This is a genomic window from Robinsoniella peoriensis (assembly GCF_000797495.1).
GTDB lineage: Bacteria > Bacillota > Clostridia > Lachnospirales > Lachnospiraceae > Robinsoniella > Robinsoniella peoriensis.
The window spans coordinates 1-17,748 of the sequence record NZ_JTGN01000013.1; the positions used below are offsets into that span (position 1 = coordinate 1).

Annotated in this window: 15 protein-coding genes; 12 read left to right on the forward strand and 3 right to left on the reverse strand. The window is 41.6% G+C overall.

Annotated elements, in window-relative coordinates:
• A partial coding sequence (locus QR40_RS22600; protein ID WP_044296866.1) for an IS3 family transposase occupies nucleotides 1-811 on the forward strand: 811 nt, incomplete at its 5' end.
• A gap of 209 nt (nucleotides 812-1,020) precedes the next feature.
• On the opposite strand, the gene QR40_RS32685 is transcribed toward QR40_RS22600, so the two are convergent.
• Nucleotides 1,021-1,143, reverse strand: coding sequence for a hypothetical protein (locus QR40_RS32685; protein ID WP_255348053.1), 123 nt, complete (start codon nucleotides 1,141-1,143; stop codon nucleotides 1,021-1,023).
• Nucleotides 1,144-1,440: 297 nt separating this feature from the next.
• Between QR40_RS32685 and QR40_RS22605 the strand changes: the two genes are divergently transcribed.
• The 7 genes from QR40_RS22605 to QR40_RS31070 all read left to right on the forward strand — a co-directional run bounded on the left by QR40_RS22605 (nucleotide 1,441) and on the right by QR40_RS31070 (nucleotide 8,127).
• Nucleotides 1,441-2,421, forward strand: coding sequence for an ABC transporter ATP-binding protein (locus QR40_RS22605; protein ID WP_044296867.1), 981 nt, complete (start codon nucleotides 1,441-1,443; stop codon nucleotides 2,419-2,421).
• Between the two features lie 46 nt (nucleotides 2,422-2,467).
• Nucleotides 2,468-3,322, forward strand: coding sequence for a metallophosphoesterase (locus tag QR40_RS22610; RefSeq protein ID WP_242858574.1), 855 nt, complete (start codon nucleotides 2,468-2,470; stop codon nucleotides 3,320-3,322).
• Nucleotides 3,323-3,705: 383 nt separating this feature from the next.
• Nucleotides 3,706-4,548, forward strand: a complete 843-nt coding sequence (locus QR40_RS22615) for an aldo/keto reductase (protein ID WP_044296870.1) — start codon at nucleotides 3,706-3,708, stop codon at nucleotides 4,546-4,548.
• Nucleotides 4,549-4,742: 194 nt separating this feature from the next.
• A complete protein-coding gene (locus QR40_RS22620; protein WP_044296871.1) occupies nucleotides 4,743-5,861 on the forward strand; it encodes a metallophosphoesterase in 1,119 nt (372 codons plus the stop codon).
• Between the two features lie 116 nt (nucleotides 5,862-5,977).
• Nucleotides 5,978-7,072 carry an aldo/keto reductase gene (locus QR40_RS22625; RefSeq protein WP_044296872.1) on the forward strand — a complete coding sequence of 365 codons (1,095 nt, stop codon included), beginning with the start codon at nucleotides 5,978-5,980 and terminating at the stop codon, nucleotides 7,070-7,072.
• Nucleotides 7,073-7,182: 110 nt separating this feature from the next.
• Complete coding sequence (locus QR40_RS22630; RefSeq protein ID WP_044296874.1) at nucleotides 7,183-7,938, forward strand: carboxymuconolactone decarboxylase family protein; 756 nt, start codon at nucleotides 7,183-7,185, stop codon at nucleotides 7,936-7,938.
• Between the two features lie 18 nt (nucleotides 7,939-7,956).
• Nucleotides 7,957-8,127 (forward strand): flavodoxin, encoded by a 171-nt coding sequence (locus QR40_RS31070; protein WP_081999021.1) that lies wholly within the window; start codon nucleotides 7,957-7,959, stop codon nucleotides 8,125-8,127.
• A gap of 213 nt (nucleotides 8,128-8,340) precedes the next feature.
• Here QR40_RS31070 and QR40_RS22640 read toward each other — a convergent pair whose 3' ends face one another.
• Together QR40_RS22640 and QR40_RS22645 are read right to left on the reverse strand one after the other, a co-directional pair.
• Nucleotides 8,341-8,775, reverse strand: a complete 435-nt coding sequence (locus QR40_RS22640; protein WP_044296876.1) for a DUF1801 domain-containing protein — start codon at nucleotides 8,773-8,775, stop codon at nucleotides 8,341-8,343.
• Nucleotides 8,776-9,088: 313 nt separating this feature from the next.
• Nucleotides 9,089-9,487, reverse strand: a complete 399-nt coding sequence (locus QR40_RS22645) for an arsenate reductase/protein-tyrosine-phosphatase family protein (protein WP_044296877.1) — start codon at nucleotides 9,485-9,487, stop codon at nucleotides 9,089-9,091.
• A 369-nt stretch (nucleotides 9,488-9,856) separates the two neighbouring features.
• Here QR40_RS22645 and QR40_RS22650 point away from each other — a divergent pair, with 369 nt between their 5' ends.
• The 4 genes from QR40_RS22650 (at nucleotide 9,857) to QR40_RS22665 (ending at nucleotide 17,680) form a co-directional block, all read left to right on the forward strand.
• On the forward strand, nucleotides 9,857-13,519 hold the full coding sequence (locus QR40_RS22650) for a LamG-like jellyroll fold domain-containing protein (RefSeq protein ID WP_160295860.1): 3,663 nt from the start codon (nucleotides 9,857-9,859) through the stop codon (nucleotides 13,517-13,519).
• 239 nt (nucleotides 13,520-13,758) lie between these two features.
• Nucleotides 13,759-15,387, forward strand: a complete 1,629-nt coding sequence (locus QR40_RS22655; protein WP_044296881.1) for a fibronectin type III domain-containing protein — start codon at nucleotides 13,759-13,761, stop codon at nucleotides 15,385-15,387.
• A 328-nt stretch (nucleotides 15,388-15,715) separates the two neighbouring features.
• Nucleotides 15,716-16,606, forward strand: a complete 891-nt coding sequence (locus tag QR40_RS22660) for a LysR family transcriptional regulator (RefSeq protein ID WP_027292208.1) — start codon at nucleotides 15,716-15,718, stop codon at nucleotides 16,604-16,606.
• 141 nt (nucleotides 16,607-16,747) lie between these two features.
• On the forward strand, nucleotides 16,748-17,680 hold the full coding sequence (locus QR40_RS22665) for an MATE family efflux transporter (RefSeq protein ID WP_052431007.1): 933 nt from the start codon (nucleotides 16,748-16,750) through the stop codon (nucleotides 17,678-17,680).
• Nucleotides 17,681-17,748: the final 68 nt, after the last annotated feature.

Genomic DNA, 17,748 nt, shown 5'->3' on the forward strand with positions numbered 1-17,748 from the left:
GCATGGTTATGCCAAAGGGGCCAGGGGCATCTATATGGAACTGCTCCATATGACCCCGCCGGTGATCATGAACCTGAAAAAAATCCGCAGGCTGATGGAAAAGTTCCACCTCTCCTGTCCATACCGAGGCCCAAATCCATATAAAAGAATGGCAAAGGCACTAAGGACCAGCAATGTAGCGGACAACCTGCTAAACCGTGAGTTCGAATGTTATGGACCAAGAATAGTCTTGTTGACGGATATCACTTATCTGTCCTATAGCGGATCCTTTGCCTACCTGTCAACCATCCTGGATGCCTTTACCAGGCAGATACTTTCTTATGTGCTCAGTGACTCCCTGGAAGTGGATTTTGTTCTTGAAACGGTCAATAAACTGGTGGCCGATCATGGGATCTCACTTCAAGCAGAAACAATCATCCACAGTGATCAGGGGTGCCATTACACCAGCCAAAGTTTTCTTCATATACTTTATAACAAGAAGCTGCGCCAGTCCATGTCCCGGCGTGGCAACTGCTGGGACAATGCGCCCCAGGAGAGTTTCTTTGGGCATATGAAGGACCATATCAAGGCAAAACTGGCTGAATGCGTAAGCTTTGCAGAGGTACAGTCTGTCATTGATGACTACATGGCTTATTATAATAATCAGCGGTACCAATGGCATCTGGCGAAGCTTGCACCCAATGAGTTTTATAAATTTGTCATCACTGGAGAATATCCACTGGATGTTCCCAAAATACCTGCGCATCCGGTCATAGCCAAAAAACCGGAAGAACTTGGATGCCAATTATATCAGAAAAATACGGATAGTTAAAAAATTTCATAGAATACCATGACATTTAAAGAGGTGTACCTGTATGCAGGATACTTTGGAAGTAAAGGTGCGAAAAAAGTGCCCCACTTTTTAAAATGTCCTTGACAAAGGGTACAGTTCATTTACTTAGCTTTCCGAAGTGTTTTTTGGCGGATAGTATTCGTCTGGCTCCCATCGGATACTAAGCGGGCAGTGAGCTGCGAAATGCATCAGGATTTCGGAGCGAATGCCCGCGTGCCGCCAAAAAGCGCTTCGGAAAGGTTAGAAAATACCAGTTCTGCGGCCAGCTGACGGAGCCCATGCCAGTTTCCCACACCCATCTTTCTGTACACTACCTATCATTTACAAAGCGTCTTAATCAGCAACCCCCAAATTGAAATTGTTCGCTGTAGTACTATTACCTCGCATCATTTATTTGCAGAAATTTTACAATAATATAATGAGAACATAATAAAAGTGGTTTATATTTTGAGTGAAGGAAAAAATTCAGATAAATGGAAATGAAGTTTATCCTTCTTGATTATCCAATTGTGCAGGAATGAATTTTCAAACACGTTCTGGTATTCCATCCGGAAGTTGGATTTTGATTTTATTTGACCTGATTAATTTAAGAATTTAGGGGGATACGAATGAAATACGAAAATTTAGAGAAGCCTTTACTGGAAGTAAAAGGGCTTTGCAAGTATTATGCAGCAGAAAGTAACAAGATTCTCAATAAAAGAAAATACATAAAAGTAGTGGAGCATATAGACCTTTGCATTTATCCGGGAGAAGTGTTTGGACTGGTAGGAGAAAGCGGATGCGGAAAAAGTACGTTTGCTAAAATGCTGGTAGATGTCATAACGCCCACAAATGGACAGATTAGCTATAAAGGGAAAAATTATTCAGCTATGAGCCATCAAGAAAAAAAAGAGTATCATAAGCAGGTCCAAATTATCTTTCAGGATCCGTATTCATCGTTAAATCCTAAGAAAAAAATAGGGTGGATTTTGGAAGAACCATTAAAGCTGCATACGGAACTTGCATCTCAGGAGAGAAAGCAGAAAGTGGAAGAAATACTGGAAGTTGTGGGATTAGATGCAAGTTTCAAAGGCAAGTATCCCAATGAGCTCAGCGGCGGGCAAAGACAGAGAGTAAGTATCGCTGCGGCACTAATGCTGAATCCGGAGATTATAATCGCCGATGAATCAGTATCTGCTTTGGATGTGTCCATACAATCTCAGATTCTGAATTTGATGAAGAAGCTTCAGGAAGAAAAGAATCTGACCTATTTGTTTATTTCTCATGATTTAAATGTGGTGCAGTATATGAGTGACCGAATTGGAGTGATGTATTTTGGAAAGCTGGTGGAGGTTGGAAGTGTCGATGATATCTATCACTCACCGAAGCATCCTTATACGAAGGCATTACTTTCATCCATTCCATCCGTGAGCGGAGAAAAGGAGCGGGAACGTATTTTACTGACAGGGGATGTACCGGATCTTTCGGCTCCTCCCGGGGGATGTCCTTTTCATACCAGATGCAGGGAAATGAAGGAATCCTGCAAGATGGAATGTCCAGGATTAGTTGAAATTGAAAAAGGTCATTTTGTAAGCTGCCATTATGTGTAATCATGCAGGATCAAACAATGGTAAAACAAATTTTTTTTAATAAATTATGAATGAGTTATCGCAGGCGGAACCTGGATATGCAGGAGGAATCAATATGAGAATCGGAGCAATATCTGATATACACCTGGATGTGAATCAAGCACATCCGGTGATCGAAGCAATTTGTGACAGAATCAGGGAAGAGAAGCTGGATGTATTATTAGTGGCAGGAGATATTACGAATAGTTATAAAATGAGCCTTCCCTATTTGGACCAGATGAAGGAAGCTGCCGGCATACCCGTCTTCTTTGTGCCGGGAAACCATGATATGTGGGATAAAGAAGGAGAATTTAAGGATGCCCGGAAAATCTACGAAAAATATGCATCCAGAAAGGACTGTCTGTGTGGAAAGATTACCAAGCTGAATAAAGAGTGGGTTGTAATTGGAAATATCGGCTGGTATGATTATTCATTTGGGGCATCGGATTATTCGGAAGATGAATTTGTGAAGAAAGAACATAATGAAAGGGTATGGCAGGACAGCATTATGGTGAAATGGCACCAGAGTGACAAAGAATTCCATACGAAGATCTTAGGGGATCTGGAAGAAAAGATATTGGCATGTGCAGGAAAGAAGATAATTGTGGTTACCCATATGGTTGGGGTACCGGAATTTAAAGTGCCCGAAGATAGACCGGACTGGGATTATTTTAATGCCTTTCTGGGAAGCAGAGAATATGGGGAACTGTTTGAAAAATATAAGGTTGCTTATAGTATTATGGGTCATGTGCATTACCGGAAGAGACTTCAGAAAAATGGTGTGGATTACCGATGTGTGTGTCTGAATTACCATACGGAATGGCAGAGTGGCGTGCTGGCTGAGGAAGTTGGGGATGCGATGCAGGTGATTGAGCTATCATAAAGATTTAAGATTTATGAATTTGGGAAGGGGAGTATCATGATCAGGATTGCATTAGTGGACGATGATGTTCAGCATCTGAGGAGATACAACAAACAGACGTCATAGTATAAACTAAATGTTTATGCAATGGTAACCTATTGGAGATTCCGGGTTAAGTAAATGAAAGGTATAATAGCAGCATAGGAAAATACTCGGAGGTGGATGATGCCCATTCAAGGTTGCAGCTTAAATGAATCGAGACTTCTTATGAGGCCTCGATTTGTTTATAATAAAGCTGCTTCCCAAAGCTCAGGTACAGGCTTTGGATGAACAAAAGCAGCATCATTTTGCATGGCATAAGAGGTTTTCGAAGAATAAAACACGAATGGAAAGGATGGTATAATATGAAATATATAACATTAAATAACGGAGTAAAAATGCCTCAGCTGGGATACGGTGTTTATCAGGTAAGTAATGAGGAGTGTGAGGGGTGTGTGCTGGATGCTATTAGTGTTGGATACCGCTCTATTGATACGGCACAGGCTTATGGGAATGAAGAAGCAGTGGGCAGTGCAATTATAAAATGTGGTGTGCCCAGAGAAGAATTGTTCATTACAACAAAAGTATGGATATCTAACGGCGGCTATGAAAAGGCGAAGGCTTCCATTGAGGAATCTCTGAAAAAACTGAAGACAGACTATCTGGATCTGCTTCTGATTCATCAGCCATTCAATGATTATTACGGAACCTACCGTGCCATGGAGGAAGCCTATAAGGCAGGAACACTGCGTGCGATTGGTGTTTCCAATTTCTATCCGGACAGATTAATTGATCTTTGCCAGTTCGTGGAGGTTATACCCGCAGTCAATCAGGTGGAAACCCATGTGTTCCAGCAGCAGAAGAAAGCCCATGAGGTAATGAAAAAGTATGGTGTGCAGCATGAGTCCTGGGGGCCTTTTGCAGAGGGAAGAAAAAATTTCTTTACCAATTCAGTGCTCACGGAGATTGGACAAAAATATGGGAAATCATCTGCACAGACAGCACTGCGCTTTCTGCTGCAGAGTGGTGTGGCAGTCATTCCGAAATCCGTTCGCAGGGAGCGTATGGAGCAGAACATGGAAATATTTGATTTTACACTGGATGCATTGGATATGCAGAAAATTGCAGATTTAGATACGGAGGAGAGTCTGTTCTTCTCCCACTATGATCCGGCTATTGTGGAAATGCTGACGAAAAGGGAAATTTAAGGATATGAAAGTATTTTTGACAAACGGAAGCCACGGGTTAGGCAGAGAATTTAAGCAATAGACATATGAAACAAAGGATTTTATAATAAAATTGAATGGATTCCTGCATTAAAGGAAACATAGAAGAAAGGATGCATCTCTCGCCTCGCTGTGAAGCGGTAAGGTGGGTATTTCGGTAAGAAAAAGAGGGAACTATGGCAGCATATTTGATGATAATGATTGTATTGGCAGCAGCCCTGGGCGTATATGTGTATCACACGGTTAAAAGAATTATGAAATTTTATGGATTCAATACTTCCGGGAAATTTTTAAGAATGGTAAATATCGCTCTGGTTATATATGTAATTGTTTCCTGCGTAAATATGTGGAACACAAGTGCAATGGTGCTTCTGCATATAGTTGCCTTGTTTATTCTGACAGATATGATTGCGCTGGTGTTGAAAAAACTTTGTAAAAGCTGGAGCACATATAAAGCCTATAAAGTATGCAGAAAACTATACGGCTGCGGTCTTCTGCCGGTTGTGATCACCATTCTCCTGTTGGGGTATGGATATGAAAATATGAAGCATGTGGTAAAAACACAATATTTTGTTGAAACCACTAAAAATGTGAGCAATTACAGGATCGTTTTAATTACAGATACCCATTATGGCACAATACAAAGTCCGGATATCTTAAAAAATCGTATTTCTGAAATTAATACCCAGAGTCCTGATATTGTAATTCTGGGCGGTGATATTGTTGAGGAGGGGACTTCAAAAGAATCAATGCAGGAAATATTCGGACTGCTGGGGATGCTGAACAGTAAATATGGTATTTATTATGTATATGGAAACCATGACAGGCAGCCTTATACAGACAGCCGGAGCTATACAGATGAAGAACTGACTGAGGCCATAACAGAAAACGGGATTTCCATTCTGGAGGATGAAAATGTAGTAATTCAGGATGATCTGGTGCTTGCAGGCAGGGGCGATGCTGCATGGGGAGGTACATCCGGAAGGGCTTCCACAGAAGAAATTCTGGAAGGGGCTGACCGGAATAAATATATTGTGATGGCAGATCACCAACCGATTGCGGCAGAGGAAAATAATGCGCAGGGGGTAGACCTGCAGCTTTCCGGTCATACCCATGCAGGTCAGATATGGCCTGTAGGATGGCTGTCCGAATTGGCAGGAGTCTTAAACTACGGAGAATATCAGAAAGGAAACTGCAAGGTAATTGTGTCCTCCGGATTTACAGGATGGGGATACCCGGTAAGAACAGAAGGTAATTGTGAGTATGTAATAATAGATATTATGGCGGTACCTTGAAAACAATTAAGATAATAAACGTAATTCGTAAATAGAGATGTATATGGCTCTGTCATGTGCCTTAAAACATTTAAGATATTAAACAAGATATTAGAGTTCTAATGGAGGTCATTTTTATGGAATATAGAAAACTGCCCCGCGGTGGGGAAGACATCAGCATTCTCGGATTGGGCACAAGCTCTGTTGGTGCTGCTTCCGAAAGAGAGATTGAGGAAACCGTAACGTTTGCTTTGGAGAATGGGATAAATTATTTTGATATGGCATCGGCAGATGCAAAGCCATTTGGTGCCTATGGTCGGGCAGCAGCAGGCAGCCGGGATAAGGTTTATTATCAAATTCATTTTGGGGCAAATTATGAAACCGGAAGTTATGGCTGGACGGTGAATCTGGATAAGGTGAAACAATCCATAGACTGGCAGCTACGGATGCTAAAGACAGATTACATAGATTTTGGTTTTATCCACTGTATTGATGAACCTTCTGATTTGAAAAAAGTTCTGTCCGGGGGAATTCTTCCGTATATTCAGGAACTGAAAAAACAGGGAATCGTGAGGCATATCGGTCTGTCTTCCCATACCCCTGCACTGGTGAACCAGGTGCTGGATATGGATCTGATTGATATGGTAATGTTCAGTATCAATCCAGGATATGACTATAGGCATGGGGATTATGCCATAGGAAATGTTGAAGAACGAATGGCTCTTTATCGCCGCTGTGAAGCAGAGGGTGTGGGCATTTCAGTTATGAAAGCATTCAGCGGCGGACAGCTGCTGAACGCCAAAACTTCGCCTTTCGGGAAAGCATTGAGCGAGTACCAGTGCATCCAGTATGCGCTGGATAAGCCTGGTGTTGTGACGGTACTGCCCGGTATTCGGGGAAAATCGGATCTGGAACGTATTTTAGGCTTTTTTACAGCATTACCGGAAGAACGGGATTACTCTGTTTTGGGTACTTTTGCACCACCGGCTGCGGAAGGAATCTGTGTGTATTGCAATCACTGTCAGCCTTGTCCTGCCGGCCTGGATGTGGGGCTTATCAATAAATATTATGATCTGACAAAGGCGGGAGATAAACTTGCCCACAGTCATTATTTAAAACTGGAGAAGAAGGCGGATGCGTGTATTGGATGCGGACATTGCGATTCCCGTTGTCCTTTCCATGTAAACCAGATGAAGCGAATGAAAAGTATAGGAACTTATTTCGGTCAATAGTTGATAACACCACTTTAATTGCGTTCCGGGACCGTCAGTTATACAGTGCGGACGCTGGCAAAGAATATGACGTTTCTGATAAAAATGAAGAACAAAAGGGAGGATTAAATATGGCAGTAAAACAGACAGCAGGAAGAGATGTTTTAGGTGAATTTGCGCCTGAATTTGCGGCACTGAATGATGATGTATTGTTTGGACAGGTGTGGAGCCGGGAAGATAAACTTTCCTTAAGAGACCGCTCCATAATAACCGTTGTTGCACTTATGGCGCAGGGGCTTGTAGATTCCTCGTTTCAATATCATCTCATGACAGCAAAAAAGAATGGTATTACGAAAACGGAGATTGCGGAAATTCTTACGCACGCTGCCTTTTATGCCGGATGGCCTAAGGCATGGGCCGCTTTTTATATGGCAAAGGAAGTGTGGGCAGAAGCATTGGGCGGAGATGATGCAAAGGCAGAGCATGAGAATCGTATGATATTCCCTATTGGCAGTCCCAATGATGGATATGCAATGTATTTTACGGGGCAGAGTTATCTGGCACCGGTATCTGCAGAACAGGTGGGGATTTTCAATGTGACTTTTGAACCGGGCTGCCGTAATAACTGGCATATCCATCATGCAGACCAGGGCGGCGGCCAGATTTTAGTCTGTGTGGCAGGGCGCGGATATTATCAAGAATGGGGTAAAGAGCCTGTACTGATGACACCAGGCGATGTTGTTAATATACCCACTGGTGTGAAACACTGGCATGGCGCCGCACCGGACAGTTGGTTTTCTCATCTGGCAGTGGAGGTGCCTGGTGAGAACAGCAGCAATGAATGGCTGGAGCAGGTTGATGATGAACAATATGGAAAAGTAAAATAAGGAGGAGTAAGCTACCATCTGGAGGGTAAAACAATCATACCATTCGCTACGTCCGGAGGCAGTGAAATGGGAAACACGAATACAGAATTGGCGGATTCCTGTAAAGGGGCTGATCTCCGGAGAGGCAGACGTTTTGACGCAGGTACAGGAGAAATAGAACTGAAGGCATGGGCTAAAAATTTTTTATAATGTTTTATATGTGCAGGGATATACCAAACATAATCGGTTTGGTATATCCCTGTTTTTATATAACACCTGGTATTATGATAAAAGCAGTTAAGAAACACGAAAGAATCCATTTAGAAGTTGTTTATCTTGTTGATAGATGCATAAAGTCTGCCCTCCAGGGAATGTATCTGATTCATGAAGGAGACGGGGGAATGAACGGGGCAGGTCATTCTGTCAGGCATCCTTGTCTGAAAGCTTGCTGGCATAGCTCATTGCTTTGCCCAGCATTTCTGCCAAAACAGAGGTATCAATATCTGCAAGTTTGTTTATATACACACAGCTTTTGCCTGATGTGGTCTTGCCCAACCGTTTAAGATAGCTTTGTAGTTCCGGCTCGTCCAAATAAAGATGCAGCGTGATTTTTCTTTTCGTCACAGAAAAGCCGGTAGCATAGATCTCGCCACTGTATCCGGAGGCGCAGCGGTACTTGCAGGTTCCATAGCCGATAAACTTTTCTCCCCATACCACGGGTGGTTTCCCAACGGTTTTCTCAAATATATCCAGCAAAGTTTTTGCGTCTGCTTGCTTTTTTTCATCCGGGATTGAGTCAATTACCTGCATTGGGTCTTTATCAGTAGGCCGGGTTTTCAATGTGTATTTACTTTTCATCTTAGACTCCTTTGGTTTTAGTTTGGGTATTCCTTTTTACGTTTCACAGCATTTTGCCGGATCGCAGAATCAAAGGTAACATACTTACATTATTCTTTCGGAGTAAAGTGTTTATGCGTAAAAAATAATTTTATGGTATTTATCAAATAGTGTCGCCAGTATTTGATCTTCCATTTGCTATTGAAAAATGATAATGATACGTCTTTGCTGGATTACAGCGAAATAATAAGATTATCAAATGTGGTGGCTGATTTTGTATTAGACAGCGGGCGAAGAGTTTATTAAATTAAGTGTACTTTTAATTTTGCAGAGTTTATAAGGTCTGGTATCTGGCTTTCATATCTATTACTTTGCTTTCAATCAACCGTATCGTGGCTGTAAATTCATCATCCGCTTTGCCGGTTGGGTCCGAAAGCCCCCAATCTTCACGATATTTGCATGGCATGGCAGGACAGGCAACATTGCATCCCATAGTAATGACGATATCAACCTCTGGAATATCTGATATCAATTTAGGAGCCTGTGATTTTGTCATATCAATGCCATAGATTTTTTTAACAAGCCTTACTGCATCAGGATTAATATTTTGTGCGATCATTGTTCCGGCAGAATAACATTCAAAATCCCCGGCTGCAAAGTTTTTGCAAAGTGCTTCTGCAATCTGTGACCGGCATGAGTTATGTACACAAATAAATGCAATTTTTATTTTCATTCTATTCCAACCTCATATTCATAAATTTCGATATGAAAACAATAACACTAAAAGCGACTGATGTCAATTTGATATTTTGTGTATGGAATATTTTATGAGTGTGATCTCGGAGTTAAAACGTCTTACCGGACGTCTCTATCTGTTTTCTTTTAGTGCCTGAAAAAGTTCAAATTGGCTTAAAATATCCAAGATTAATTCGGATCTTCTTGAAATAATAATAATTAACATAAATTTAATCCTAAAAACCTTAAAAAAGCCTGTGCTATAATAAATGTAGATACAAAAATGGAAGGATTTTCAGGGTTACTCTAATGAATATGCAGAGAGGAGAAGGAAGAGATGAGGAAGAAAAATATAAGGAAGGAATATATGAAACGTAAAAGATATTTTGAACTTGGAAAATCTAAAAAATTAATCATTATATTATTAGCAGCAGCTATGATAGGTAATCAGTCTGTTGCATATGCAGAAGCCGGTGGGGATTTTGATATTAAGGATGAAACAAATTTGAAGAACGCAGAACTTCCCAGTGCAGATGTTTTTAATGTTGATTTTTCAATTGGATTGGAGGACCGATCACCAATGCAAAATCAACTGGGAAAAACATTGGGATCTCCGGAAATTGCTAATGACAGGGAATTGAATAAAAATATTGCAAATTTTAATGGAAGGTCAGCATATATTTATTCTTTTGGAAAGAAAAATTATGATAAAATCAGCCAGAATTTAACAATGGAATGTCTGGTAAAGTTTAAAGATATTCCAACCGGTGAACATGAGTTTTTCTCTAATCAGGAATATGGGGGCATTGGTTTAGGGTTAAATAATGGTATGCTTACTTTTTTTGCGCATGTAGATGGAAATTACCGGCAGCCTGAAGCAGAAGTATCTGCAAATCAATGGTATCATATAGCAGGGGTGGTAGATGGCAAGGAAGTAAAGCTGTATGTGAATGGAGAGCTAAAGGCAGTAAATACAGATGCCTGGAATACAGGAATACAATTCCCTTCCTCCACAGATGCCTGGAATATGGTCTTAGGTGGAGACAGTACGGTAGATGGAAGTGCAAATTTCTTGTCAAATGTAGATATTGGATTTGCCAGAATATACAGTGAGGCTTTATCAGATGAACAAATCAGTATTATGAATGAAAATGCGTTTGAAGGAGCAACAGTAGAAGCAGGCAGCCAGATAAATCTTGGATTGATTGGATCTTCCGGTATCGCAGAAGAGGCTTCCTGGAATCTGAATATCCATGGAAATAAAAATAAATCAAATGATATAGACAAGATCGAGTATGATATTGTTTATGATAACACCCTTATGGAATATAAAAATGTGCAGCATCTAAAAGAAGGTGTTACGATTACAGAAGAAGAAAGCGGAAGACTGCATGTTGTTTCTGAAATGGATCTATCAACAGAAAGTTTCCATAATTATAACGCTACCAGAATGGGAAAATTAAACTTTAAGATAAAAGGAATATCGGATTCTGTTACGACGACAGTATATACGGATAATTTCAAAGCTTATTCTTCAAACAAAGAGGTCACAGAAACTTTGGAAATGCTTCCAAAGGCCGAAAAAGAGATGTGTCTCTATGGGAAAAATATGCTTGATGTTAATGAGGACGGGATTATTGGTGCAGGAGATATCGCACTTGCTGAGGACAATTTAAAAGCTGCCGTCGCTGGGGAGGCATCCATTTATCCATACAAACATGCCGTAATTCTCACAATGGACGGCTCAGGTAATGTGTGGGATCCGGACGCAGTATACTATGCCCCAAATAATGATGTAATACCTACGAAGCATTCGGATCCGGAAACAATGGGCAAAAGAAAAAATACATATGCAATGAAACTTATGAATGAAGAATTTGCAGCCAGTTATACTGCCCAATCGACTGTGCCGTCTATTTCGGCGCAGAACTACTTCTCAATTCTTCATGGGATTCCATGGATGGACGTACCAGTAGATTATCAAATCGATAATGATATGGCAAGTGTCAGTTATTATACGGATTATGGAAGAAAAACACCGCTGTATCCTTCTGTTTTCAAGGCGGCTGAAGCTGCATTTCCAGAACGTCAGAATGCGGCATTTACTGAGTGGGCAGAGATTATGGATGGTATTATTGAACCGGATGCTCCGGTGATATGCAGCGTTTCTGAATCTCAGAGAAGTTTTTATGATGTAGCAGATTATATTAGGAGTAAAGAATATCAAAATACGGCAGTGGTATATATGCAGAATGACTGGATGGATCATGTAGGACATGGAAGAGGGTATTATTCGGATGTGTTCTGGGATGAACTTCAGCAGTATGATGATCAGTACAAAGCAGTTATTGATGCCTTAAAAGAAAGCGGAGAATATGATGAAACCCTGATTGTAACGAATGCTGATCATGGTGGAAGCGGTTATGGGCATGGTTCTCTTGATCCATCGAATATGGATATATTTATAGGAGTAGGGGGACAGACAGTTAATTCGGGAACTCGCTTGCAGGGAGGTACAAATGCGGATATTTCCCCTATGGTTTTGTCAGCGCTTCGCATGGAAGTACCGGAGTCTATGACAGGCCGGGTATTTGACGAGAACATGTTTCTTACCCAGGAAGAGATGAGTAAGAAAAATCGTGATATTGATAAAGTTGTATTAGAAAGAGGGAAAAGCACAGCGGTACTATCTCTCGAAAATCAGAAATCAGATACAAGGGTGATAGATGCAGTTATTGAATTAAATGGTGCAGAAGTTGATGATGTTCGTATAGACAATGGAAATATTCTTCGGCAGGAAACGGCAGACGGGAAGCTGAAACTGACTATTTCTTATGAAAGCCAGCCAGAGCGCCTTGCTGAAATTACCTATATATCAACAGGCGATGCGCAATTGTCACTGGAAGAGATTATGCTTGGAACAGAGGAGGGAAAAGAAATTTACCCTGATATATTGAATACCGTAGAGAATGATGATCCTGAGCCACCAGTTTCAGCTGATTTAAACAGTCTGAAGCTTGTAGTGGGCATGGCTGAGAAATTAGAAGCGGAGCAAAAAGAAAACATATGTTTTACAGATGAAAGCTGGAGCAAAGTACAGGAAGCCCTGGATATTGCAAGAGGATTGCTGGAAAACCCGGAAGCAGCACAGGCAGATGCTGATGAAGCTTTCCTGAATCTGATTACGGTATGCAGCCTTTTAGAGGAAGGGGTGCATAAAGCAGGACTAAAGGCGACGATAGAGGGGACGAAAGCGATCCTGGATGACGAGGCGGGACTGTCGGGGTATGCCCTGGAAAGTATTGAGAAAGTAAGAACTGCACTTGCAGAAGCTGAAAAAGTATTGGCAGAGACCAGTGCGGATCAGCAGACGGTCAATGAAGCAAGCCGGAAATTGATGGATGCAGTTACCAGTTTGATGGTGAAAAACGAGGGGACAAGGCTGGAAATCCTGATTCTAAAAGCAAATGAACTTTTGAAAAATAAAGATAAGTATACGCCTTCAAGTGTGCAGGCGCTGGAACAGGCATTAGAGGCAGCAGAGGCTGTGGCTGGTAACAGCCAGGCGGCAGATCTACAAATCAATGATGCCTATAACAAACTGGCAGAGGCTATGACCTCACTTGTGAGAAGAGCGAACAAAGAGGAACTGAAGAATGCTCTGGACAAGGCAAATGAGATCCTGACTAATACCGGTAAATATTTAACGGAAAGCATTGCCGGGCTGGAAGCAGTGATAGATGAGGCTCAGGCAGTTTATGACAATGAAGATGCAGACAGCAATAAAGTAGGAGAAACTCTTAAAAAACTGGTCAATGAGATTCTGAAGGCGCGTTTGATGGGAGACGTGGATATGAACGGAAAGGTGAATACCGCTGACTCTTCAAAGGTATTAAAATCTGTGGCAGAGCTTGAAGAACTTACGCAAGAGCAGCATAAAGTGGCGGATGTGAATGGTGATGGCATCTCTGACGGTACTGACGCAACGTTTATATTAAAGTATGCAGCCGAAAGAATAACGGAGTTTTAGAACAGGTTAAATTTTCTTAAAATAATCCAAAAACTACAAAATAATACAAGTAGTAACCCATAATGTCTTAATAAAATATTAGATTGCCTTAATATAATCCTAAAGCTATCCGTGTCCTTTATGGTAATATATTGTCAATAGAAGTAAATTATTTCTTCAATAATTTTAATGAGCGTCAAGGGATAAAAGGAACTAATTAATCAGACTCTGATGCCAGAAAATGAAAAGGAAAAGAAAATATGAAAAAAAGTGGAAAAAAGTTTACAGCTGGGATATTAATCGGTGTATTAGCGGCTTCGTCTCCATTTTCAGCTTTGTCCGGGACCATAAAAGTGCATGCAGAGAGTATCACGGAAGATGAGCCTCTGACTCAGGAAATGCCGGAGTCCAATGAAGGATTCAGGAGCAGCAATGCAAATGTTGATGAAAATAATTCTGATGCGGACAATCTGAAGCTTGCAGTAGCCGAGGCTGGGAAGTTAGAGCAGCAGCAGAAAGATTACAACTGTTTTACAGCGGAAAGCTGGGAAAGAGTACAAGAAGCATTGGATGAAGCAAGAGCAATGCTGGAAAAGCCGGAATTAACCCGGGAAGAGATTGATAAGGCTTTTCTGAAACTGATTACGGCTTGTGATCTTCTGGAAGACAGCGTACAAAAAGTAGGGCTGAAGACGGCGATCGATGGAGCCAAAGCTATTCTGGAAGACGGTGCGGAGTTGTCGGGCTATACCCCCGAAAGCATTGAAGCAGTAAAGGCTGCACTTGCAGAAGCGGAAAAAATATTTGCAGATATCAGTGCGGATGCGCAGACGGTCAATCAGGCAAGCCGGAATCTGATGGATGCCGTTACCAATATGAAAGAAACAAAAAAGCCGTCAAAGGCAGATTTGAATAGGAAAATTTCAGAAGCGAAAGCTATTAAAAAAGGCAGCTATACCGATGCTTCCTTCCACGCTTTAACCGTTGCCATTGCAGAAGCAGAAAAAGTTGCAGCAGATCCGAATGCAACCCAGGCAGCGATTGATGCCCAGGTAAACGCACTGAAGAATGCAATCAGCAATCTGAAAGTAGAAATACCACAGCCATCGAAGACAGCATTATATGCAAAAATTGCGCAGGCAAAAGCGATTAAGATCGGCAATTATACAAATGCATCCTATAGCGCGCTGACGGCAGCCATTGCAGCTGCAGAAAAAGTTGCGGCAGACCCGAAAGCAGCACAGGCAGCCATCGATGCACAGACTGCAGCGCTGGCAAAAGCAATTCAGGGATTAAAAATTGACGCAGACAAAGAAGCGGCTGTACAAGTAAAAGCTGCAACAGTTACCGCAAAAGCTGCAAATCAGGATTCCAGATACATTAAATTAAGCTGGAAGAAAGTTTCCGGAGCGGATGGCTATGTTGTAATGAACAAAACTGGCAAAGGCTGGAAAACAATTAAAACAATTAAGAAAAACAGTTCCACATCCTATGTTTACAAAAAAGCAGAACTTGGCAAGAAATATACTTTTGCAGTAAAAGCATACAAGAAAGCAGATGGAAAAACAGTTTATAGTAAGTATAAAATAGTTACTATAAAGGCGGTTCCTCAGAGTCCCACAATAAAAGCAAGAGAATTGAAAGGAAACATCAGAGTAACCTGGAAGAAAGAATCTTCTGCAGTAACCGGATACCGTATTTACAGGAAGACAGGTAAAAAATGGAGCCGCATCGGAGTTGTTAATGGCAAAACTACCAGATTTACAGACAAGAAAGTAAAAAAAGGTAAAACATATACTTACAAGGTACGTGTGTATAAAAAAGCGAATGGTAAGAATGTCTATGGTAAATACAGCAACGAGATAAAAGTTAAAGTAAAAGTAAAATGATCATTAAAAAATGATTGGGAAAATGCCCTGGTGAAAAATTAAAGCAGATCTAGCAGGCAGAAAGAAATGTGGAAAATTGTTTCTAAGACAGACGCGCGAAAAAGGGAATCAGCGATTGAATTTAATTAGCTGATTCCTTTTTTGTATTAATTCAACCCATTATGCCCGCCCAGGCACCTGAGTCTTGCCTTGAATATCAATTTGTCCGTTTCAAAACGTCGTCACTGCCGTGATGGGGGCGGGGCTGTTAGGAATAAGATTTTGCAAATTTTACTTTGATTTGTTATGATATACCCATAAGTATATTTTTCAGGAATGGGGTGAACGTTTGGAAATCAGAGTGTTGAATTATTTTTTAACTGTAGTACGGGAGGAAAGCATATCGAAAGCAGCAGCAGTACTGCATATAACACAGCCCACACTGAGCAGGCAGCTGGCCCAGCTGGAGCAAGCCGTGGGGGTTACGCTGTTCCACAGAGGGACACGAAAAATTACCCTTACCAGTGAAGGAATTCTGCTGCGCAGGAGGGCGCAGGAAATACTGGAGCTGGTTGACATTACAGAAAGGGAACTGGCGGAGCAGGAAGAGCTGATTGAAGGGAAAATCTCAATTGGCTGCGGTGAGCTGGCATCCGTAGGAATTCTCTCGGAGCTGTTTGATACGTTCAGCAAAAAATATCCCGGTGTCAATTATGATTTATTTACTGCAAATGCAGATCAGATCAGAGATCGGATGGATAATGGCCTGACAGACATCGGGCTTTTACTGGAGCCGGTTGATATGGACAAGTATGATTTTATACGGCTGGATATGAAAGAGAGCTGGGTGGTACTGATGAGACCCGACGATCCCCTTGCCAGGAAAGAGTATGTTACAGCCGCTGATTTGTCCGGCCTGCCTATTATTATGGTAAGACGTCCCAATGTACAGAGTGAGCTGGCAAGCTGGTTTGGTGATTACTTCAAGGATCTGCATATACTCTTTACCAGCAATTTAAGTACCAATGGTGCGGTCATGGTATACCGGGGATTGGGATATTCACTGGTGGTTGAAGGGTCCCTGCCATTCCTGGATAAAGAAAAAATCTGTTACCGTCCGTTGTTTCCGGAATTGACAGCCACAAGTGTATTGGCGTGGAAAAGAGGACAGCCGTTTGGACCCGCTGCAGCAAAATTCATCGAACACATTAAATGCTTTTTAAGCATGAGTAAGACATAAAACATAGGTATTAGACATATGAAACCGCAGAAATTATAATGTAAATGTAGAGTAGAAAAATATTCTTCTCAGAACATTTACATTATTTTTTTCGATGAAAATGACGGAGGAGGTAATGCAGAAAAGACAGGAGCAGTGAAAATGTTTTCAAATCAAGATTTAAGAAAGTTGATTTTCCCGCTTGTGATTGAGCAGGCGCTTGTCATGATGGTAGGGATTGTGGATACCGTGATGGTGTCCTATGTTGGCGAGGCGGCAATTTCGGGTGTAGCTCTGGTTGATATGATAAATTATCTGATTATTGTGGTACTTTCAGCCATTGATACGGGAGGTGCGGTAATCGTATCCCAATATCTGGGAAGGAAGGATAAGAAAAATGCCGGCCGCTGTGCCAGCCAGCTCCTTTTGGTCACTGTGCTGCTATCAATAGCCATTATGGGAATCTGCCTTGTGTTCCATACAATGATATTAGAGCTTTTGTTTGGGGCGATTGATGCAGATGTAAAAAAGGCGGCAGTCACTTATTTTCTGATCACAGCCCTTTCCTTTCCGTTTCTGGGAATCTATAATTCATCCGCTGCCATCTTCCGCTCCATGCAGAAAACGAAAATCACCATGTATGTATCTGTTCTCATCAATGTGATCAATATAGCAGGGGATGCCATTGGGATTTTTGTTTTGCATGCCGGAGTGGCAGGTGTGGCAGTACCTACGCTGGTCTCCAGAATGGCAGGTGCGGTGATTATGCTTGCTATGTCCTTTAACGAAAAAAATCAGGTGTCCGTGAAGATGAGAGAAATCTTTGACTGGAATAAAGAGACCGTTAAAAAAATCCTTCGGATTGCGGTTCCAAATGGTATAGAAAATGGCTTGTTTGCCTTGGGAAAAGTGCTTGTCACCAGCATTGTGGCATTGTTTGGCACATACCAGATTGCCGCCAATGGTGTGGCAAACGGCATTGACCAGATTGCAATCCTGGTAGTAAATGCCATTAACCTTGCCGTGGTGACTGTGGTAGGGCAGTGCAGCGGGGCAGGAGAATATGAACTGTACCCTTTGTCAAGGACATTTTAAAAAGTGGGGCACTTTTTTCGCACCTTTACTTCCAAAGTATCCTGCATACAGGTACACCTCTTTAAATG

Coding starts and splice junctions, on each gene's coding strand:
- QR40_RS22605 (WP_044296867.1), top strand. CDS start 1,441: ATGAAATACGAAAATTTAGAGAAGCCTTTACTGGAAGTAAAAGGGCTT.
- QR40_RS22610 (WP_242858574.1), top strand. CDS start 2,468: ATGAATGAGTTATCGCAGGCGGAACCTGGATATGCAGGAGGAATCAAT.
- QR40_RS22615 (WP_044296870.1), top strand. CDS start 3,706: ATGAAATATATAACATTAAATAACGGAGTAAAAATGCCTCAGCTGGGA.
- QR40_RS22620 (WP_044296871.1), top strand. CDS start 4,743: ATGGCAGCATATTTGATGATAATGATTGTATTGGCAGCAGCCCTGGGC.
- QR40_RS22625 (WP_044296872.1), top strand. CDS start 5,978: ATGGAATATAGAAAACTGCCCCGCGGTGGGGAAGACATCAGCATTCTC.
- QR40_RS22630 (WP_044296874.1), top strand. CDS start 7,183: ATGGCAGTAAAACAGACAGCAGGAAGAGATGTTTTAGGTGAATTTGCG.
- QR40_RS22640 (WP_044296876.1), bottom strand. CDS start 8,775: ATGAAAAGTAAATACACATTGAAAACCCGGCCTACTGATAAAGACCCA.
- QR40_RS22645 (WP_044296877.1), bottom strand. CDS start 9,487: ATGAAAATAAAAATTGCATTTATTTGTGTACATAACTCATGCCGGTCA.
- QR40_RS22650 (WP_160295860.1), top strand. CDS start 9,857: ATGAAACGTAAAAGATATTTTGAACTTGGAAAATCTAAAAAATTAATC.
- QR40_RS22655 (WP_044296881.1), top strand. CDS start 13,759: ATGAAAAAAAGTGGAAAAAAGTTTACAGCTGGGATATTAATCGGTGTA.
- QR40_RS22665 (WP_052431007.1), top strand. CDS start 16,748: ATGTTTTCAAATCAAGATTTAAGAAAGTTGATTTTCCCGCTTGTGATT.